At 72.0% G+C, this 19,113-nt stretch carries 17 protein-coding genes; 5 read left to right on the top strand and 12 right to left on the bottom strand.

The window, feature by feature from the left end; genetic code table 11:
- Positions 1-27 precede the first annotated feature (27 nt).
- The 4 genes from ACFXMG_RS09360 (at position 28) to ACFXMG_RS09345 (ending at position 4,751) form a co-directional block, all read left to right on the top strand.
- Positions 28-711: a hypothetical protein gene (locus ACFXMG_RS09360; protein WP_383822437.1), complete on the top strand. Its 684-nt coding sequence runs from the start codon at positions 28-30 to the stop codon at positions 709-711.
- A 50-nt stretch (positions 712-761) separates the two neighbouring features.
- Positions 762-1,577: a thioredoxin domain-containing protein gene (locus ACFXMG_RS09355; protein ID WP_383822440.1), complete on the top strand. Its 816-nt coding sequence runs from the start codon at positions 762-764 to the stop codon at positions 1,575-1,577.
- Between the two features lie 199 nt (positions 1,578-1,776).
- Entirely contained in the window at positions 1,777-3,429 is a 1,653-nt protein-coding gene (locus ACFXMG_RS09350) for an alkaline phosphatase D family protein (protein ID WP_383822442.1), read from the top strand.
- A 320-nt stretch (positions 3,430-3,749) separates the two neighbouring features.
- Positions 3,750-4,751 (top strand): zinc metalloprotease, encoded by a 1,002-nt coding sequence (locus tag ACFXMG_RS09345; RefSeq protein ID WP_383822445.1) that lies wholly within the window; start codon positions 3,750-3,752, stop codon positions 4,749-4,751.
- A gap of 60 nt (positions 4,752-4,811) precedes the next feature.
- Here the strand turns inward: ACFXMG_RS09345 and ACFXMG_RS09340 are convergent, their stop codons facing one another.
- The 6 genes from ACFXMG_RS09340 to ACFXMG_RS09315 all read right to left on the bottom strand — a co-directional run bounded on the left by ACFXMG_RS09340 (position 4,812) and on the right by ACFXMG_RS09315 (position 10,258).
- Positions 4,812-5,393 carry a dienelactone hydrolase family protein gene (locus tag ACFXMG_RS09340; protein WP_383822448.1) on the bottom strand — a complete coding sequence of 194 codons (582 nt, stop codon included), beginning with the start codon at positions 5,391-5,393 and terminating at the stop codon, positions 4,812-4,814.
- 57 nt (positions 5,394-5,450) lie between these two features.
- Positions 5,451-7,037, bottom strand: coding sequence for a Na+/H+ antiporter (locus ACFXMG_RS09335; protein ID WP_383822451.1), 1,587 nt, complete (start codon positions 7,035-7,037; stop codon positions 5,451-5,453).
- A gap of 120 nt (positions 7,038-7,157) precedes the next feature.
- Positions 7,158-7,625 (bottom strand): GNAT family N-acetyltransferase, encoded by a 468-nt coding sequence (locus ACFXMG_RS09330; protein ID WP_383822454.1) that lies wholly within the window; start codon positions 7,623-7,625, stop codon positions 7,158-7,160.
- On the bottom strand, positions 7,622-8,563 hold the full coding sequence (locus ACFXMG_RS09325; protein ID WP_383822457.1) for an RluA family pseudouridine synthase: 942 nt from the start codon (positions 8,561-8,563) through the stop codon (positions 7,622-7,624). The genes ACFXMG_RS09330 and ACFXMG_RS09325 overlap by 4 nt, the downstream gene beginning before the upstream one ends.
- 52 nt (positions 8,564-8,615) lie before the next feature.
- Positions 8,616-9,194, bottom strand: a complete 579-nt coding sequence (gene lspA / locus ACFXMG_RS09320; protein ID WP_383822460.1) for a signal peptidase II — start codon at positions 9,192-9,194, stop codon at positions 8,616-8,618.
- A 113-nt stretch (positions 9,195-9,307) separates the two neighbouring features.
- Complete coding sequence (locus ACFXMG_RS09315) at positions 9,308-10,258, bottom strand: TraR/DksA family transcriptional regulator (RefSeq protein WP_383822462.1); 951 nt, start codon at positions 10,256-10,258, stop codon at positions 9,308-9,310.
- A gap of 561 nt (positions 10,259-10,819) precedes the next feature.
- Here ACFXMG_RS09315 and ileS point away from each other — a divergent pair.
- The gene (gene ileS / locus ACFXMG_RS09310) at positions 10,820-13,963 is read left to right on the top strand and encodes an isoleucine--tRNA ligase (RefSeq protein WP_383822465.1); all 3,144 of its coding nucleotides are present in this window, start codon (positions 10,820-10,822) and stop codon (positions 13,961-13,963) included.
- Positions 13,964-14,131: 168 nt separating this feature from the next.
- Here the strand turns inward: ileS and ACFXMG_RS09305 are convergent, their stop codons facing one another.
- The 6 genes from ACFXMG_RS09305 to ftsZ form a co-directional block, all read right to left on the bottom strand.
- Positions 14,132-15,205, bottom strand: coding sequence for a DivIVA domain-containing protein (locus ACFXMG_RS09305; protein WP_150227728.1), 1,074 nt, complete (start codon positions 15,203-15,205; stop codon positions 14,132-14,134).
- Between the two features lie 55 nt (positions 15,206-15,260).
- The gene (locus ACFXMG_RS09300; protein WP_031007132.1) at positions 15,261-15,551 is read right to left on the bottom strand and encodes a YggT family protein; all 291 of its coding nucleotides are present in this window, start codon (positions 15,549-15,551) and stop codon (positions 15,261-15,263) included.
- 80 nt (positions 15,552-15,631) lie between these two features.
- Complete coding sequence (locus ACFXMG_RS09295) at positions 15,632-16,252, bottom strand: cell division protein SepF (protein ID WP_031007130.1); 621 nt, start codon at positions 16,250-16,252, stop codon at positions 15,632-15,634.
- Between the two features lie 121 nt (positions 16,253-16,373).
- Positions 16,374-17,093 carry a YggS family pyridoxal phosphate-dependent enzyme gene (locus ACFXMG_RS09290; RefSeq protein WP_383822470.1) on the bottom strand — a complete coding sequence of 240 codons (720 nt, stop codon included), beginning with the start codon at positions 17,091-17,093 and terminating at the stop codon, positions 16,374-16,376.
- Positions 17,090-17,833 carry a peptidoglycan editing factor PgeF gene (gene pgeF / locus ACFXMG_RS09285; RefSeq protein WP_383822472.1) on the bottom strand — a complete coding sequence of 248 codons (744 nt, stop codon included), beginning with the start codon at positions 17,831-17,833 and terminating at the stop codon, positions 17,090-17,092. Before pgeF ends, ACFXMG_RS09290 begins: the two co-directional genes overlap by 4 nt.
- Complete coding sequence (gene ftsZ, locus ACFXMG_RS09280; protein ID WP_383822475.1) at positions 17,830-19,041, bottom strand: cell division protein FtsZ; 1,212 nt, start codon at positions 19,039-19,041, stop codon at positions 17,830-17,832. The genes pgeF and ftsZ overlap by 4 nt, the downstream gene beginning before the upstream one ends.
- Positions 19,042-19,113: the final 72 nt, after the last annotated feature.

Here is a 19,113-nt window from a genome sequence, read left to right as displayed (position 1 = left end):
GACCCGCCATGGCACACTCGTTCAACAATGGACATGACGGGGACGCGGCTGAGGGCGCTGCGGGCGGCGGTCTTCACGGTACTGGTCGTGACGCTGTCCGTGGCTTCCCATGTGCTGCTCTCCCGGGTGCCGCTGCCGCTGGGCACGGTCGTGCCGGTCGCCGTCGGCGTCTTCGCCGTGGCGTACGCGCTGGCCGGCCGCGAGCGCGGCTTCGGCCCCATCGCGGGGCTGCTCGTCCCGCTGGAGCTCGCCGCCGACACGCTCTTCACCTCCGGCCAGGCCGTCTGTTACGGGCCCGCCGGCGGGCCGGTCGCCGGCGCGCTGCGGTCCTTCGGGGTGGAGGTGCTGTGCGGCGGGGCCGTGGGCGCGCCGCTGCCCGGGGTCGCGGCGCCCGGCGGCGGGGCCGCCGCGGTGCTCTCCTCCCCCGATCCGGCGCTGCCGTGGCTGCTGCTCGGCGCCCATGTGCTGGTCGGCCTGTCGGCGGCCTGGTGGCTGCGCGGCGGGGAACGGGCGCTGGCGCGGCTGCTCGTCGCGGCGGCGGCCTCGGCGTTCCGGCCGCTGGAGCTGCTCGCGGCCCTGGTGGGCGCGGACCGTCCGGCGGTGCCGGGTCCGGCGCGTCCGGAGCCCCGGCCGCGCGCGTCCCGTACGCGTCTTCTCGTGCACTCCGTGGGGCGACGGGGGCCGCCGCGGGGATCGCTCGCTCTCGTCTGAGCGCACGCTCCCCTGCCGTCCCCCCTTTTCCCCTCCGGAGATTCACGATCATGAGTGCACGCAACAACCAGGCCAACAAGGCTGCCGCCCGCGAGCGTCTGCGCGCCGAGCGCGCGGCCCAGGCGAAGAAGGACCGGGCCCGCCGGCAGCTGATCGTCGGCGTCTCGGCGGTGGCCGTGCTCGCCGCCGCCGGCGGCATCGGCTACGCGGTCGTCCAGGCCAACCAGCCGACCGCCTGGGAGACCGCGGCCGACGCGAAGACGGTCACCGCCCCGAAGAACACCGAGGGCACGGACGGCACGACCGTCGTCGTCGGCAAGGCGTCCGCGAAGAAGACCCTGGAGCTGTACGAGGACTCGCGCTGCCCGGTCTGCGCGACCTTCGAGCAGTCGATCGGCTCCACCATCGAGAAGGACGTCGAGGCCGGCAAGTACAAGATCAAGTACGTGGGCGCGACCTTCATCGACAACATGGACCAGGGCGAGGGCTCGAAGAACGCCCTGTCGGCGCTGGGCGCGGCGCTCGACGTCAGCCCGGAGGCGTTCCTGACGTACAAGGCGGCGCTCTACTCCGCGAAGTGGCACCCGGAGGAGAGCGAGGACAAGTTCGCGAAGGACTCCTACCTGCTGGAGGTCGCGGACACGGTCCCGGCGCTGAAGGGGAACGCCGCCTTCAAGAAGCACGTGGAAGACGGCACCTTCGACGCCTGGGCGATGAAGATGTCGAAGACCTTCACCGAGAGCGGTGTGACGGGCACGCCGACGCTGAAGATGGACGGCAAGACGCTGACGGCCGAGGGCTCGCAGAACCCGCCGCTGACGGTCGAGCAGTTCAACGCCGCCCTCACCCCGGCCCTGGCCGGCTGACCCCTCCCTTTCGGCCACCGCCGCCCCCGGCCCACACGGGCCGGGGAGCGGAGGGGATCACCGGGAACCCGCCGCGAGCGGGCGCCCGGAAAGATCGCGAGCGGTGTCCGGAAAAGATCGTGAGCGGCGGGCGAATGCCCGGAGAACTTTCCGGATTCCGTCTGTCAACCATTCGTACCCGTCAGTAATCTGACTGGCCGTGACCAGTCACTCCATATCCCCTGCCCCCACGCGGCGCACGGTCGTCAAGGCCGCCGCCGTCACCGCCGTCGCCACCCCCGCGCTGCTCGGCGCGGCGGCCGCGCCGGCCCTCGCGGACGCCCCGGCGCCCGCCTTCCTGCACGGTGTCGCCTCGGGCGACCCGCTGCCCGACGGCGTCCTGCTCTGGACGCGCGTCACCCCCTCCCCCGAGGCCGTGCCCGGCTCCGGGCTCGGCGCGGACGTCCGCGTCGACTGGGAGGTGGCCGAGGACCGCTCCTTCGCCCGGGTCGTCGCCGCCGGTTCGGCCACGGCGGGCGCCGCCGCCGACCACACCGTCAAGGCCGACGTCCGCGGACTGCGCCCGGCCACCGCCTACTTCTTCCGCTTCACCGCGGGCGCGGCCGTCTCGGCCACCGGCCGGACCCGCACGGCCCCGGCCGCGGACGCCGCCGCCCCGGGCGTCCGCTTCGGCGTGGTGTCCTGCGCCAACTACGAGGCCGGCCACTTCTCCGCGTACCGCCACCTCGCCGCCCGCGCCGACCTGGACGCGGTCCTGCACCTGGGCGACTACCTCTACGAGTACGCCAGCGGGGTCTACCCGGCGGCGAAGGACACCGTCCGTCCGCACGAGCCGCGGCACGAGATCGTGTCGCTCGCCGACTACCGGACCCGGCACGGCCGGTACAAGACGGACCCGGACCTCCAGGCGCTGCACGCGGCCCATCCGGTGGTGGCGATCTGGGACGACCACGAGTTCGCCAACGACGCCTGGACCGGCGGGGCCGAGAACCACACCCCCGGCGCCGAGGGCGACTGGGCCGCCCGGGTCGCCGCCGCCAAGCGGGCCTACTTCGAGTGGATGCCGGTCCGCGCCTCCACCGAGGGCACGGTCTTCCGCCGGATCCGCTTCGGCAGGCTGGCCGATCTGCACCTGCTCGACCTGCGCTCCTTCCGCTCCGCCCAGGCGAAGACGGGCTCCGGCGCGGTCGACGACCCGGCGCGTACGATCACGGGCCGCGCGCAGCTCGACTGGCTGAAGTCCGGCCTGGCCGGTTCGGACGCCGCCTGGCAGCTGGTCGGCACCTCGGTGATGGTCTCGCCGGTCGCCTTCGGCTCACTGCCCGCGCACCTCCTGGAGCCGCTCGCCGAGCTGATGGGGCTGCCGGTGGAGGGGATCGCGGTCAACGTCGACCAGTGGGACGGCTACACCGACGACCGCAAGGAGCTGCTGGGCCACCTGAGCTCCCGGGCGATCAGGAACACCGTCTTCCTGACCGGCGACATCCACATGGCCTGGGCCAACGACGTGCCGGCCAAGGCCGCCACGTACCCGTTCTCCGCCTCGGTGGCCACGGAGTTCGTGGTCACCTCGGTGACCTCGGACAACCTGGACGACCTGCTGAACGTCGCCCCCGGCACCCTCTCGGTGGTGGCCACGGGCGCGGTGAGGGCGGCCAACCGGCACGTGAAGTGGGTGGACATGGACCACCACGGCTACGGCGTGCTCGACGTGACCGCCGAGCGCTCGCAGATGGACTACTACACGGTCTCCGACAAGCGCGATCCGGCCGCGAGCGCGGCCTGGGCCCGCTCCTACCGGACGCTCAGCGGAACGCAGCGCGTCGAGCGGGTGCACCAGCCGGTCGTCTGACCGACCGCCGCCCGACACCCGACCGACACTCGACCGTCGATTTTCGGCCATGATCCTCTGTGTTAACGGAAGATCACATGGCTACGGCGGGTGGTGGATCCGCGCACTCGAATCCGGACACACCACCCGCCTTCGGCGCACCTTTCGTTACGTCGCCGTCTCAAACTCCGGAAGCGGCAGAAGAATTTCTTCCCGATGCACCGAATTGCCCCACGAATGATTGGGCCTGATCACCGCTCAACGACGTCTGACATGAACGCGTAATCTCCCCGCCGTGGCGAGGAAGTACCTCTCCACACACCCCCCGCGAGGAGTCACCTGTGCGTGCTCTTGTCCGTATATCGCCGCGTACCTCACGTCGTGTACTCGGCACCGCCGTCCTGGCCGGAACCCTGGCCCTGGCACCCTTCTCCGCCCCCGTCGTCGCCCAGGCATCCCCCACCCTGGCCGGCGCCTCCGCCGAGGAGTGCGCCGACGACACGGCCGCCCTGTCCGGAGCGCGCAAGGAGCGCGGCGCCCACGACCACGCCGCCGAGCCCAACGAGGTCAGCGCGTCCAAGGCCAAGGCCATGGACGAGGACCTGCGCAAGAAGCTCGCCGCCGCCAAGGCCAACGGCCGGGTGAGCGCTCAGGCCGACGCCGCCGCCGTGGTCACCATCCCGGTGTACTTCCACGTCGTCCACAGCGGTGCGACCGGCAAGCTGACCGCCGCTCAGATCAACAGCCAGATGGCCGTGCTCAATTCGGCCTACGGCGGCCAGGGCTCCGGCAACGTCAACACCGGCTTCCAGTTCTCGCTGGCCGGGACCGACTACACGGACAACGCCTCCTGGTACAACCTGTCCTCCGGCTCCACCGCCGAGCGCCAGATGAAGCAGACCCTCCGCAAGGGCGGCGCCGGCGCGCTGAACTTCTACACCGCCAAGCTCGGCGGCGGGCTGCTCGGCTGGGCGACCTTCCCGACCTCGTACAGCTCCAACCCGTCGATGGACGGCGTGGTCGTCCTCGACGCCTCCCTGCCGGGCGGCTCGGCGGCCAACTACGACGAGGGCGACACCGCCACCCACGAGGTCGGCCACTGGATGGGCCTGTACCACACCTTCCAGGGCGGCTGTAACGGCAGCGGCGACTACGTCGGCGACACCCCGGCCGAGAAGTCCCCGGCCTACGAGTGCCCGACCGGCCGCGACTCCTGCGCCAACAAGTCCGGTGTGGACCCGATCCACAACTTCATGGACTACACGTACGACGCCTGCATGTACCAGTTCACCTCGGGCCAGGTGACCCGGATGAACGACCACTGGACCGCGTACCGCGCCTGACGGCCCGTCCGCGCAGAGTGAACGGCCCCCGGGGGAACCCTCCCCCGGGGGCCGTCCCCGTCACTTCTCCTCGTCCAGCCCGTCGAGGAAGTCGAGGGCGATCGCCCAGGTCCGCTCGGCGGCCTCGGGGTCCCAGTCCGGCAGCTCCGGGTCCGTGTACACGTGCCCGGCCCCCCGGTACCGGTAGACCTCCACCTCCGCCCCCGCCTTGCGCATCTGGAGGTACCAGGCGGACAGCCAGTCGTCCGTCTCGAACGGGTCGGGCTCGGCCACGTGCAGCTGGACGGGCAGCTCGTCCACCGAGGCGTTCGGCGCGAGGTCCGAGGTGCCGTGGAGCAGCAGCAGCCCGCGCGCCTTCTCGTCGCCGAGCGCCAGGGTCTGCGCGACCGAGGCGCCGAAGGAGAAGCCCGCGTAGACGAGGCCGCGCTCGGAGTAGGGGGCGGCGGCCATGACCGCGCGCTTCAGCAGCTCGTCGGAGCCGATCTCGTCCTTCTTCGCCATGCCCTCCTCCACCGATTCGGTGGTCCAGCCGTCGAAGAGGTCCGGCACCCACACCTGGTGACCGGCGGCCCGGAGCCGTTCGGCGGCGGCCTCGACGGCCGGGCGCACCCCGTGCACCGAGTGGAAAAGCATGATGTCCATACGCGCCATCCTGCCACCCGGGGCCGACGACACCCCGGAGCCCCCGGCGGCGCGCGCTCAGCGCATCGAGCGGACGTCGAGCTGCCGCAGCACCCGGTCCACCACCTCGGGGTCGGCGCCCGGCTCGCTGCGCGCCGAGAGCACGGCGTGCCGCGCGGCGGACATCATCTCCCGCTGGATCGACTGGAGCTGCTTCACCCGCTCGACCCGCTCGGTGAAGGCGGCCCGCCGCTCCTCGTCGACCATGTCCGGGCTGATCCGCGCCCCGATGTCGAAGGCCCCGCGCTGGAGCCGCTCGGCCACCTCCTCGGGCAGCTCCTGGACCTCCTCGATCTCCTTGAGGCGCCGCTTGGCGGCCTTGGCCGCCCGTACGGCCAGCTCCCGCTCGAAGGCCCGCTCGGCGTCGGCGTCGGCCCGCACCCCGAGCCTGCGCACCAGCCAGGGCAGGGTGAGCCCCTGGACGACGAGGGTCGCGAGGATCACGCAGAAGGCGAGGAAGACCAGCTCGTCGCGGCCGGGGAAGGGCGAGCCGTCGTCGGTGGTGAGCGGGATGGCGAGGGCCAGCGCGACCGAGGCCACCCCGCGCATCCCGGACCACCACATGACGACGGTCTCCCGCCAGCTCGTCGGGATCTCCTCGTCGACGTCCCGCCGGTCGTGCATCCGTTTGGCCAGCCAGGTGGCCGGCAGCAGCCACAGCAGCCGGACCCCGACGACCACGGCGACGATCGCGGCGCCCCAGCCGAGCATCCGGCCGGTCTGCCCCTCCGCGACGCCGAAGACGTGGATCAGCTCCAGGCCGATGAGACCGAAGGCGATGCCGGTGACGAGGGTGTCGACGACCTCCCAGAAGGTCTGCCCGGCGAGCCGGCCCATCACGTCGTCGGCGTCGACCGCGTACTCGGCGAGGAAGAGCGCGGTGACGAGGACGGCGAGCACGCCGGAGCCGTGCAGCTCCTCGGCGAGGACGTAGGAGACGAAGGGGACGAGGAGGGTGAGGCCGGTCTGGAGGGTGACGTCGCCGAGGAAGCCCATCAGCTTGTTGCTCACCCAGCCGAGGGCGAGACCGACCGCGACCGCCACGACCGCCGACAGGACCAGCTCGCCCAGCGCCCGCGGCCAGGAGAACTCGCCGCTCACGACCGCCGCGATGGCCACGTGGTAGAGCACGATCGCGGTCACGTCGTTGAAGAGCCCCTCGCCCTCCAGGATCGACACCAGCCGCCGGGGCAGCCCGAGCGAGCCGGCCACGGCGGTCGCCGCGACCGGGTCGGGCGGGGCGACCAGCGCGCCGAGCGCGAGCGCGGCGGCCAGCGGGATGCCGGGCACCAGCGCGTTGGCGACCGTGCCGACGGCCGCCGTGGTGACGAAGACCAGGGCGACGGCCAGCAGGAAGATCGGCCGCCGGTTCGCCGCGAACTGGCGCCAGGAGGTCCGCTGCACCGAGGCGTAGAGCAGCGGCGGCAGGACCAGCGGCAGGATGAACTCGGGCGGGATGTCGACGTTCGGCACGAACGGCAGGAAGGCCAGCACGATCCCGAGGAGCGTCATGAGGACGGGCGCGGGCAGCCCCAGCCGGTCCCCCAGGGGGACGGTGAGCAGAGCGCCGAGGAGCAGCAGGAACAGCAGGGCCAATTGATCCACGGCCCCCACCCTGTCACGTACGTCCGTTTTGGCCATGATTACCCCCTTGATGGGGGCTCATGTCCGGCGTGCTACGAAGCTCGCGCGGCTACGGACTGCGCGGTTACGGGGCTCCCGCGGCTAGAGCTCGCGCCGCATGGCCCGGTGCGGGATGCCCGCGTCGGGGAACTCGCCGCCGTACGCGACGTATCCGAGCCGCTCGTAGAAGCCGAGGGCGTGCGTCTGGGCGTGCAGGTCGACGGCGGTCAGACCGCGCTCGCGGGCCGCGTCCTCGATGGCCCGGACCAGCGCCGCGCCGACCCCGAGGCCGCGCGCCGCCCCGGAGACCGCGAGCCGGCCGAGCGAGCCGACGGAGGCGTCCGCCCCGGTCTTGCCGGTCGCGTCGGCCCCGTGGAGCAGCCGCCCGGTGCCCAGCGGGACCCCGTCCGCGCCGACCGCGAGGACGTGCACGGCGGTGGCGTCGTACGGGTCGTACTCGATCTCCCGCGGGACGCCCTGCTCGACGACGAAGACCTCGCGGCGGACCTCGAAGCACGCCTCCAGGTCGCCCTCGCCGAGGGCCTCGCGGACCGCGTACGCCCCGCTCACCGGCTCTCCGCCTCGATGCGGTCGAGGGCGGTGCTCAGGTCGGCCGGGTAGGTGGACTCGAACTCGACCCAGCCGCCGTCGCCGGGGTGCTCGAAGCCCAGCCGGACCGCGTGCAGCCACTGGCGGGTCAGGCCCAGCCGCTTGGCCATGGTCGGGTCGGCGCCGTAGGTGAGGTCGCCGACGCAGGGGTGGCGGTGGGCCGACATGTGCACCCGGATCTGGTGGGTGCGGCCGGTCTCCAGCTTGATGTCGAGCAGCGAGGCCGCCCGGTACGCCTCGATGAGGTCGTAGTGCGTGACGGACGGCTTGCCCTCGGCGGTCACGGCCCACTTGTAGTCGTGGTTCGGGTGCCGGCCGATCGGCGCGTCGATGGTGCCGCTCAGCGGGTCCGGGTGCCCCTGGACCAGCGCGTGGTAGCGCTTCTCGACCGTGCGCTCCTTGAACTGGCGCTTGAGCGAGGTGTACGCGTACTCCGACTTGGCGACCACCATCAGACCGGAGGTGCCGACGTCGAGGCGGTGCACGATGCCCTGGCGCTCGGCGGCGCCGGAGGTGGAGATCCGGTAGCCGGCGGCGGCGAGGCCGCCGATCACGGTGGTGCCGGTCCAGCCGGGGCTGGGGTGGGCGGCGACCCCGACCGGCTTGGTGATCACCACGATGTCGTCGTCGTCGTGGACGATCTCCATGCCGTCGACGGGCTCGGCGACGATCTGTACGGGCGCGGGGGCGCCCGGCATCTCGACCTCCAGCCACGCGCCGCCGCTGACCCGCTCGGACTTGCCGACGACGGAGCCGTCGACCTGGACCTTCCCCGCCGCGGCGAGCTCGGCCGCCTTCGTACGGGAAAACCCGAACATACGGGCGATGGCGGCGTCGACGCGCTCGCCTTCCAGGCCATCGGGAACGGGCAGGGTGCGGATCTCGGGACTCGTGCTCACCCGTCGAGTATGCCTTGTGCGGAGGACGACGCGTCCTCCGCACGGGTCGGGCTCAGTCCTTGTGGATCGTGCCGTCGGGGTCCAGACCCCGGAAGGACAGGATCACGATGAGGATGCCGCCGCAGACGATCGCCGAGTCGGCGAGGTTGAAGACGGCGAAGTGGGCCGGGGCGATGAAGTCCACGACCGCGCCCTCGAAGACGCCCGGCGAGCGGAACAGCCGGTCGGTGAGGTTGCCGAGCGCGCCGCCGAGCAGCAGGCCCAGCGCGATCGCCCAGGGCAGGCTGTAGAGCTTGCGGGCCAGCCGGATGATCACCACGATCACGGCCGCCGCGATACAGGTGAAGACGATCGTGAACGCCTCGCCCATGCCGAAGGCGGCGCCCGGGTTCCGGATCGCCTCGAAGCGGAGCAGGTCGCCGATCACCTTGATCGGCTCACGGCCCTCCAGCTTCTCCACCACGACGATCTTGCTGCCGAGGTCGAGGAGGTAGGCGAGCACGGCCACCACGAAGAGCGCGACGATCCGCCGCTTGCCCCTGGGCTGCCCCTCGGGCCGCTCCTCCGGGGCGGCCGAGTCCTCGGCCCCTGATGAATCCGGCGTACCGATGACGCTCTCCGCCTCTGCCACGTGAGTGAGTCCCTCGTACCTCGATGCCTGACCGTGCACCGAGAGTACGGCACAGACGTGCGAGACCGGCAGCCCGTGCCACCGGTCCCCGCACGCCGGGGGGCCGGGGGCCGCTAGCCGCGCCGCTCCTGCTTCTGCTTGTCCTCCACGCAGAGGGTCGCGCGCGGGAACGCCTGCATGCGGGCCTTGCCGATCGGCTTGCCGCAGACCTCGCAGAGGCCGTACGTGCCCGCGTCGAGCCGCTCCAGGGCGTGCTCGCTCTGCTCCAGCATCTCCCGCGCGTTCGCCGCCAGGGCCAGCTCGTGCTCGCGGGTGATGTTCTTGGTGCCGGTGTCGGCCTGGTCGTCGCCGGCGCCGTCGCCCGAGTCCCGCATCAGGCCGGTCAGCTCCTCCTGGGAGTGGACCAGCTCGCTGCGCAGCCGCAGCACCTCGGACTGGAGCACGCTGCGGGCCTCGGCGACCTCGTCCGGCGTCCAGGGGTCCTCGCCGGGCCGTACCGCGAGCTCCCCGGTACGCGCGGGGGGCACCGCCGCCTCGTCCCCGGCGGTCGTGACGCCACCCGCGGTCTTCTTCGCTGCCACCGTCCTGGCTCCTGTCTGCTTCTTCGCGGCGGCCTTCCGGCCGACGGCCTTCTTCACGGACTTCCCGCCGTCCGGCGCCGCCTCGGCCCCGGACCCGTCCGGCTCACCGGGATCCGCCCCGGCACCGGCCTTCTGCGCGGCCGCCTTCTTCGTGGCGGTCTTCTTCGTGGCGCTCTTGGCGGCCGTCTTCTTCGCGCTCGCCTTCTTCGCGGTGCTCTCGGCGGCCGTCTTCTTCGCGGCCGCTTTCTTCGCCGGCTTCTCCGCCGCGGGAGCCGCGTCAGGAGCCGTACCGGCCTCCCCGGCCGCCCCGGCCTCCTCCGCCTCCTCGGGCGTGGGCGCGCGGGAGGAGGCCGCCGCCTTTCCCGCCGTCTTCCGTGCCGGGGCCTTCGCCGGCTTCTTCCCGGAGCCGGCCGGTGAACCGGCGGCCCCGGGGTCCCCGGCGGCGGCCGGGGACTGCTTCGCGGCGGTCTTCTTCGCCACCATGTCGCGGCCCCTTCACATTTTGTGATCTTGCTCGCGCATCGTGCTGGGACGATAAATCGGCCCACGGCCCGCGGCAACGGGGCACGCCGCCCCTTCCGCCCACCCCGCGGCCCTCGGGGCGGACCCGTGGGAAGTGGTGCCCAACTCCCCGCCGGGTTATCCGCCCGGCCGCTCCCCCACATGGCCCCCGGGAACCCCGCGCCGCCCCGTGTGCCCATTCGGGTCACCCGGAATCCGGTCGGCCCGCCGCCCCCGCGCCCCGTACACTGGCCTCAGCGAGAGGCGTCGATGGGGACCAGTAGCGTCGGACGCGAGCCATGAGCGACCCGGGGACGGTGAGAGCCCGGGGGCGAGCCCGATGCGAAGCATCACCCCGGAGCTGCCGGAAGAAAGCCGCGTGGACACACACCACGAAGCGCGGTCACTAGACCCGGTGTCGCGACCCCAATGAGGGGGCTTCGGACGGTCACGCCCGGAGCCAAGGAGGGTGGTACCGCGGGAGCGCAGCTCTCGTCCCTCCGACGGAAGCAGGAATTGTCCGTCCGGAGGAGAGTCCGCCGCATGACACCGCCCCAGTACCGCCAGGTGCCCGCCCAGGTCGACCTGCCCGCGCTCGAGCACGCCGTGCTCGACTTCTGGCAGGAGAACAAGGTCTTCGCCAAGACCCTGGAGCAGTCCGAGGGCCGCCCCGAGTGGGTCTTCTACGAGGGCCCCCCGACCGCCAACGGCATGCCGGGCGCCCACCACATCGAGGCCCGCGTCTTCAAGGACGTCTTCCCGCGCTTCCGCACCATGCGCGGCTACCACGTGGCCCGCAAGGCCGGCTGGGACTGCCACGGCCTCCCCGTCGAGCTCGCCGTCGAGAAGGAGCTCGGCTTCTCCGGCAAGAAGGACATCGAGGAGTACGGCATCGCGGAGTTCAACGCGAAGTGCCGCGACTCGGTGACCCGCCACACCGACGCCTTCGCCGAGCTCACGACCCGCATGGGCTACTGGGTCGACCTCGACGACGCCTACCGGACGATGGACCCCTCGTACATCGAGTCGGTCTGGTGGTCCCTCAAGCAGATCTTCGACAAGGGCCTGCTCGTCCAGGACCACCGCGTCGCTCCCTGGTGCCCCCGCTGCGGCACCGGCCTCTCCGACCACGAGCTGGCGCAGGGCTACGAGACGGTCGTCGACCCCTCGGTCTTCGTCCGCTTCCCGCTGACCTCCGGCCCGCTCGCCGGCAAGGCCGCCCTCCTGGTCTGGACGACGACCCCCTGGACCCTGGTGTCCAACACCGCCGTCGCCGCCCACCCCGAGGTCACCTACGTCGTCGCCACCGACGGCGACGAGCGCATCGTCGTCGCCGAGCCGCTGCTCGACAAGGCCCTCGGCGAGGGCTGGGTCACCACCGGCGAGTCCTTCACCGGCGCCGAGATGGAGCGCTGGACCTACCAGCGCCCCTTCGAGCTGATCCCCTTCGACGCCCCGGCCCACTACGTCGTCAACGCCGACTACGTGACCACCGAGGACGGCACGGGTCTGGTCCACCAGTCCCCCGCCTTCGGCGAGGACGACCTCAAGGTCTGCCGCGCCTACGGCCTGCCGGTCGTGAACCCGGTCCGCCCCGACGGCACCTTCGAGGAGGACGTGCCGCTGGTCGGCGGCGTCTTCTTCAAGAAGGCCGACGAGGCGCTCACCGCCGACCTCGACGCGCGCGGCCTGCTCTACCGGCACATCCCGTACGAGCACAGCTACCCGCACTGCTGGCGCTGCCACACGGCCCTGCTCTACTACGCGCAGCCGTCCTGGTACATCCGGACGACCGCCGTCAAGGACCGCCTGCTCGAAGAGAACGAGAACACCAACTGGTTCCCGGACTCGGTCAAGCACGGCCGCTTCGGCGACTGGCTGAACAACAACATCGACTGGGCGCTCTCCCGCAACCGCTACTGGGGCACCCCGCTGCCGATCTGGCGCTGCGAGGAGAACCACCTCACCTGCGTCGGCTCGCGCGACGAGCTCTCGGAGCTGACCGGCACCGACCAGTCCTCGCTCGACCCGCACCGCCCCTACATCGACGACGTCACCTTCGGGTGCCCGGCCGAGGGCTGCTCCCTCGAAGCCGTCCGCGTCCCCGAGGTCATCGACGCCTGGTACGACTCGGGCTCCATGCCGTTCGCGCAGTACGGCTACCCGTACCAGAACAAGGAGCTGTTCGAGAGCCGCTACCCGGCGCAGTTCATCTCCGAGGCCATCGACCAGACGCGTGGCTGGTTCTACACGCTGATGGCCGTCGGCACGCTCGTCTTCGACAAGTCCTCGTACGAGAACGTGGTCTGCCTCGGCCACATCCTCGCCGAGGACGGCCGCAAGATGTCCAAGCACCTCGGCAACATCCTCCAGCCGATCCCGCTCATGGACCAGCACGGCGCCGACGCCGTCCGCTGGTTCATGGCGGCCGGCGGCTCGCCCTGGGCGGCCCGCCGCGTCGGCCACGGCACCATCCAGGAGGTCGTCCGCAAGACCCTCCTCACGTACTGGAACACGGTCGCCTTCCAGGCCCTGTACGCCCGTACGTCCGGCTGGGCGCCGTCCGCCGCCGACCCGGCCCCGGCCGACCGCCCGGTCCTCGACCGCTGGCTGCTCTCCGAGCTGAACACGCTCGTCGCCGAGGCCACCGAGGCGATGGAGGCGTACGACACCCAGCGCACCGGCAAGCTCCTGTCGGCCTTCGTCGACGACCTCTCCAACTGGTACGTGCGCCGCTCCCGCCGCCGCTTCTGGCAGGGCGACAAGGCGGCCCTGCGGACCCTGCACGAGGTCGTCGAGACGGTCACCCGGCTGATGGCGCCGCTGACCCCGTTCATCACCGAGCGGGTCTGGCAGGACCTGGTCGTCCCGGTCTCCCCGGACGCCCCCGAGTCCGTCCACCTGGCCACCTGGCCGGAGGCGGACGCGGCGCTGATCGACGGCACGCTCTCCGAGCAGATGCTGCTCGTCCGCCGTCTCGTCGAGCTGGGCCGGGCGACGCGCGCCGAGTCCGGCGTGAAGACCCGCCAGCCGCTCTCCCGCGCGCTGGTCGCGGCGAACGGCTTCGCGGCCCTCTCGCCCGAGCTCCAGGCCCAGATCACGGAGGAGCTGAACGTCTCCTCCCTCGCCTCGCTCTCCGAGGTCGGCGGCTCGCTGGTCGACACGACCGCCAAGGCGAACTTCCGGGCCCTCGGCAAGCGCTTCGGCAAGGGCGTCCAGGACGTCGCCAAGGCGGTGGCCGCGGCCGACGCGGCGGCGCTGGCGCTGGCGCTGCGGGACGGTGAGGCGCCGCTGGAGGTGAACGGCGAGACGATCACCGTCACCCCCGAGGAGATCATCATCACGGAGACCCCCCGTGAGGGCTGGTCGGTGGCCTCCGACTCCGGCGCGACGGTCGCACTGGACCTGGAGATCACCCCGGAGCTCCGCAAGGCGGGCCTCGCCCGCGACGCGATCCGCCTGATCCAGGAGGCCCGCAAGAACAGCGGCCTCGACGTCGCCGACCGCATCGCACTGCGCTGGGTCTCGACGTCCCCGGAGACGACGGAAGCGCTGACGGCCCACGCGGGCCTGATCGCGGACGAGGTCCTGGCGACGGAGTACGCGGAGGGCGCCCCCTCCGAGGGTTACGGCCCCGCGTTCACGGACGAGCCCCTCGCGCTCACCTTCCACCTCCGCAAGGCCTGACCCACAGCCGAAGGGCCCCGCACTCCCTGGGGAGTGCGGGGCCCTTCCGCATGCCACGGGGGCGTGAGCCGGGCCCGGGCACGGCGAAGGGCCAGGGGCTGGAGTGACTCCAGGTCCTGGCCCTTCGGCTGCCGACGGCTACGTGCTAAGGCACGTCCGGGCGCCGCCTCAGTTGTCGTCCTCGTCGATCAGGAAGCCGCGCATCGGCGCGGGCGCCTGCTGCATCGGCTGCGGCGCCTGCGGGCGGACCGGAGCCATCGGCTGGGTCATCGCGGGCGACATCTGCTGCTGGCCGCCGTAGGACGGAGCACCGCCCATGGACGGACCCCCGCCCATCGGGCCGTTGCCACCGTAGGACGGCGCACCCGCACCGGCCGACGCCATGGACGGGGCCGGCGGCAGCGAGGCCGTCGCCGGGGTCCGCGGCGGAGCCAGCGAGTCGTCCGCCTGGGTCTCCAGCTGACGCAGCTGGGACTCCAGGTAGGACTTCAGACGGGTCCGGTACTCGCGCTCGAAGCCGCGCAGGTCCTCGACCTTGCGCTCCAGCGTGGCGCGAGCGGACTCGAGGGAGCCCATCGCGACGCGGTGCTTCTCCTGCGCGTCCCGCTCAAGGGCGTCCGCCTTGGCGCGGGCGTCCCGCTCCAGGCCCTCGGCGCGCGAGCGCGCCTCGCCGACGATCTTGTTGGCCTCGGAGCGGGCCTCGGCGATCGCCTGGTCGGCGGTCTGCTGGGCCAGCGAGAGGACACGGGCCGCGCTGTCGCCACCGGGCTGCTGCGGCGGCTGCGGCTGCATCTGCTGCTGCTGCGGGTGACCCATGGGGCCGCCCTGCATCGGGCCGGGGCCCATCGGACCACCCTGCATCGGGCCCGGACCCATGGGTCCGCCCTGCATGGGGCCGGCGGGAAGCTGAGGGGCGCCGGAAGGCAGCTGCGGCGGGCCCATCTGCGGCGGCTGCTGCTGTACCGGCGGACCGGATATGGCGGCGGGCACGGGCGCGCCGGGACCGACGGGACGGTTGTCCTGCGGCTCCGGGGGCTTGCGCATGGCCTGCTGCTGGTTCTGCGCGGCCGCACGGGTCGCCGCGGCCAGCTTGGCGCGCAGGTCCTCGTTCTCGCGGAGCAGGCGGGTCAGCTCGGCCTCGACCTCGTCGAGGAAGGCATCGACCTCGTCCTCGTCATAGCCTTCTCGAAGGCGGACGGTCGTGAACTGCTTGTTCCGCACGTCCTCGGGGGTCAGCGGCATCTCTTCTTCACCTCTACGTAGTCGTCGGCAGTCGGCAGGACCGTATCGTCCACACTCACCTCGCGAGGGAGTTCACGACGGAGATGAGGATGTAGACGATGATCATCAGAACGAAGAAGGACAGGTCGAGTGCCACGCCCCCGAGACGCAGCGGCGGGATGAGCCGCCGCAGAAGCTTGAGCGGTGGATCGGTGACAGTGTAGGTGGCCTCCAGAACGACCACCATCGCCTTGCCGGGCTGCCATGAACGGGCGAACTGGAAGACGTAGTCCATGACCAGCCGGAAGATCAGGAAGACGAGGAAGCACATCAGCGCGATGTAGACCACCTGTAGTGCGACGCCCATCCCGCGGTTCCCTCTCCCCTGGCTCTCGTTTTCTCAGCTTGCTCCGGCCGCCCTCGCGGCCGGTCCGTCCGGTCTCGTTCTCAGCTCTGGTTGAAGAATCCGCCCTCTGCGATACGGGCCTTGTCCTCCGCCGTGACATCGACGTTAGCAGGCGACAACAGGAACACCTTCTGCGTCACTCGCTCAATGCTGCCATGGAGCCCGAAGACGAGTCCGGCGGCAAAGTCGACAAGTCGCTTCGCGTCCGTGTCGTCCATCTCCGTGAGGTTCATGATCACCGGGGTGCCCTCACGGAAGTGTTCCCCGATGGTACGGGCCTCGTTGTAGGTCCGGGGGTGGAGCGTGGTGATGCGGTACGGCTCCCGCTCGGACACGACCTTGGGCATGATCACCGGTGCGTTCTTCTCCAGGCTCGGGCGTTCGGGTGTGATGGATGCCACGGGGGCAATTCGGGCCGGACGTCCGCTTTCGGCGAGTACCGGGGCAGAGTGGGCGACGGGTTCCCGGGGGGCGGGGGGCTGCACCACGCGCACGGGTTCCTCGCGCTCGATCTGGCGGGGAGGGGTGTGGCGCCGTTCCCTCTCGGGCTCCGGCTCCAGCTCGGGCTCGAAGTCGTCGTCGGGGTCGAAGCCCCGGCCGTCGTACCCATCGTCCTCCACGAGACCGAGGTAGACCGCCATCTTGCGCATCGCGCCGGCCATGCTCCGATTCCTCCGCTCTGTGGTGGATCGGCATCGTCACCAAGTGCCCGCGATCCACGGGTCACCCCGCCGTTCGCGGAATGACCATATTTTCTGCTGTGGTCCGACCTGCTTCGCGACGTTACCCGAGCTTCGGGCGGACTCCGAGTACCGCCGTACCGACGCGTACGTGTGTCGCCCCGGCGGCGACGGCGTCCTCGAGGTCCGCGCTCATTCCCGCTGACACCATGTTCGCAGCAGGACGGGTCGCGCGCAGGGCAGTCGACAAATCCATCAGGCGGTCGAAGGCGGCGCGTTGCCGTCCGGCGTACTCCCCGACGAGCGGGGCGACCGTCATCAGGCCGTCGAGCCGCAGCCCGGGAGCCCCGTCGAGGGCGGCGGCCAACTCCTCGGCCCCGTCCGGCGAGACGCCGCCGCGGTCGCCGCGCGCCCCGGCCTCGGCGTCGAGGGCGACCTGGATCAGACAGCCGAGCTCGCGCCCGGCCCTCTCCGCGGCCGCGGAGAGGGAGGAGACGAGCTTGAGCCGGTCGACGGACTGCACCACATCGGCATAACCCACCACGGATCTGACCTTGTTGGTCTGCAACTGACCGACGAAGTGCCAGGTGAGATCGAGGTCGGCGCAGGCGGCCGCCTTGGGCGCGGCGTCCTGGTCGCGGTTCTCCGCCACGTGCCGCACCCCGAGCCCGTGCAGGATCCGCACGTCGCTCGCCGGGTAGGTCTTGGTGACGACGATGAGGGTCACCTCCTCGCGGGGGCGTCCCGCCGCGGCGCAGGCGGCGGCGATCCGCTCCTCCACCAGCGCCAGGTTCTCCGCGAGTTCGGCCTTGCGGTCCGTCATGCCTCTTCCCTGCCCAACCAGACATATCCCGCGAGTCGCCCCGTGGTGCGGTCGCGTCGGTACGAGTAGTGGTCGCCGGACTCCAGGGTGCAGACCCCGGCGTCCTCGACGTCGGTGACCCCGAGCCGGGCCAGCTGCGCGCGGACCCCGGCGGCGACGTCGACGGCCGGGGTGCCCCAGGAGGTCTCGGCGTACGCGTCGGGTTCGACGGCGGCGACCTCGGCGCGCATCGCCTCGGGGACCTCGTAACAGCGTCCGCAGACGGCGGGTCCGGTGCGGGCGGTGATCCGCGCGGGCTCGGCGCCCAGTTCCACCATCGCCGCGACGGCGGCGGGGACGATCCCGGCGGTCATGCCGGGCCGCCCGGCGTGGGCGGCGGCGGCGACCCCGGCGACCGGGTCGGCGAGGAGGACGGGGACGCAGTCCGCGGTGAGGACGGCGAGGCCGAGTCCGCGGCGGGTGGTGACGATCGCGTCGACGGCGGGGACGGCCCCGCCGTCCTCCCAGGGGCCGTCGACCACGGCGACGTCGGCGCCGTGGACCTGGTTCATCCAGACGACCAGGCCGGGGTCGAGCCCCAGCGCCTCGGCGGCGCGGGCCCGGTTGGCCCGTACGGCCTCCGGGTCGTCGCCGACGGCGCCGCCGAGGTTGAGCTCCTCGTACGGAACGGCGCTCACCCCGCCCCACCTGTCGGTGAAGGCGAAGTGCGCGCCGTTCGTGGTGAGGCGTCGCCCTATCACTTCAGGAAGTCCGGGACGTCCAGCTCCTCGGCCGGGCTGTCCGCGTACGGGCGGGCCGGCGGAACCACCGGCGGGGCGGGCGGCAGCGGGGTCTCGCTGACGGCCGGGGCGGGCTCGGCGGGGGCGGCGGGCTCCTCGCGGGGGGTCACCGTGCCGAGTCCGCCGAGCGGGCGGGAGGTCTCGGCGGCGCGGGGGGCCGGGGCCGGCTCCTCGCGCTTGGCCGAGACCGCGCCGATGATGTTGTCCCGGCGGGCGGGCGGCTGGCCGCCGTCGAAGCCCGCCGCGATGACGGTGACCCGGACCTCGTCGCCGAGGGCGTCGTCGATGACGGCGCCGAAGATGATGTTGGCCTCCGGGTGGGCCGCCTCGCTGACCAGCTGGGCGGCCTCGTTGATCTCGAAGAGACCGAGGTCGCTGCCGCCGGAGATGGAGAGGAGCACGCCGCGGGCGCCGTCGATGGACGCCTCCAGGAGCGGCGAGGAGATCGCCATCTCCGCGGCGGCCACCGCGCGGTCGTCGCCGCGGGCGGAACCGATGCCCATGAGGGCGGAACCCGCCTCGGACATGACCGACTTGACGTCGGCGAAGTCGAGGTTGATCAGACCCGGGGTGGTGATGAGGTCGGTGATGCCCTGGACACCGCTGAGCAGCACCTGGTCGGCCGACTTGAAGGCGTCGAGGACCGAGACCTGGCGGTCCGAGATGGACAGCAGGCGGTCGTTCGGGATGACGATGAGGGTGTCGACCTCTTCGCGGAGCTCGGCGATGCCGTCCTCCGCCTGGTTGGCGCGCCGGCGGCCCTCGAAGGTGAACGGGCGGGTGACCACGCCGATCGTCAGGGCGCCGAGCGAGCGCGCGATGTTGGCGACGACGGGTGCGCCGCCGGTGCCGGTGCCGCCGCCCTCGCCGGCGGTGACGAAGACCATGTCGGCCCCCTTGAGGACCTCCTCGATCTCCTCGCGGTGGTCCTCGGCCGCCTTGCGGCCGACGGCAGGGTTGGCCCCGGCCCCGAGGCCGCGGGTCAGTTCACGGCCGACGTCGAGCTTGACGTCGGCGTCGCTCATCAACAGTGCCTGTGCGTCGGTGTTGATGGCGATGAACTCGACGCCCTTGAGACCGACCTCGATCATTCGGTTGATGGCATTGACACCACCGCCGCCGACACCGATGACCTTGATGACTGCGAGGTAGTTCTGCGGTGCTGCCACGTCGAAGGCCTCTCGCCTCGAGTTACGTGTCGTCATTGCGCGGTGGTTGGCGCGCCGCGACGACGGATGCCG

Origin of the sequence: Streptomyces sp. NPDC059201 (assembly GCF_042754585.1) — a bacterium.
In the GTDB taxonomy this organism is placed as follows: Bacteria; Actinomycetota; Actinomycetes; order Streptomycetales; family Streptomycetaceae; genus Streptomyces.
Note: the sequence above shows the minus strand (reverse complement) of the source record. Positions and strands in the feature narration are given on the sequence as shown.

Coding starts and splice junctions, on each gene's coding strand:
- ACFXMG_RS09360 (WP_383822437.1), top strand. CDS start 28: ATGGACATGACGGGGACGCGGCTGAGGGCGCTGCGGGCGGCGGTCTTC.
- ACFXMG_RS09355 (WP_383822440.1), top strand. CDS start 762: ATGAGTGCACGCAACAACCAGGCCAACAAGGCTGCCGCCCGCGAGCGT.
- ACFXMG_RS09340 (WP_383822448.1), bottom strand. CDS start 5,393: ATGGACATCATGCTTTTCCACTCGGTGCACGGGGTGCGCCCGGCCGTC.
- ACFXMG_RS09315 (WP_383822462.1), bottom strand. CDS start 10,258: ATGGTGGCGAAGAAGACCGCCGCGAAGCAGTCCCCGGCCGCCGCCGGG.
- ileS (WP_383822465.1), top strand. CDS start 10,820: ATGACACCGCCCCAGTACCGCCAGGTGCCCGCCCAGGTCGACCTGCCC.
- ACFXMG_RS09305 (WP_150227728.1), bottom strand. CDS start 15,205: ATGCCGCTGACCCCCGAGGACGTGCGGAACAAGCAGTTCACGACCGTC.
- ACFXMG_RS09300 (WP_031007132.1), bottom strand. CDS start 15,551: ATGGGCGTCGCACTACAGGTGGTCTACATCGCGCTGATGTGCTTCCTC.
- ACFXMG_RS09295 (WP_031007130.1), bottom strand. CDS start 16,252: ATGGCCGGCGCGATGCGCAAGATGGCGGTCTACCTCGGTCTCGTGGAG.
- ACFXMG_RS09290 (WP_383822470.1), bottom strand. CDS start 17,093: ATGACGGACCGCAAGGCCGAACTCGCGGAGAACCTGGCGCTGGTGGAG.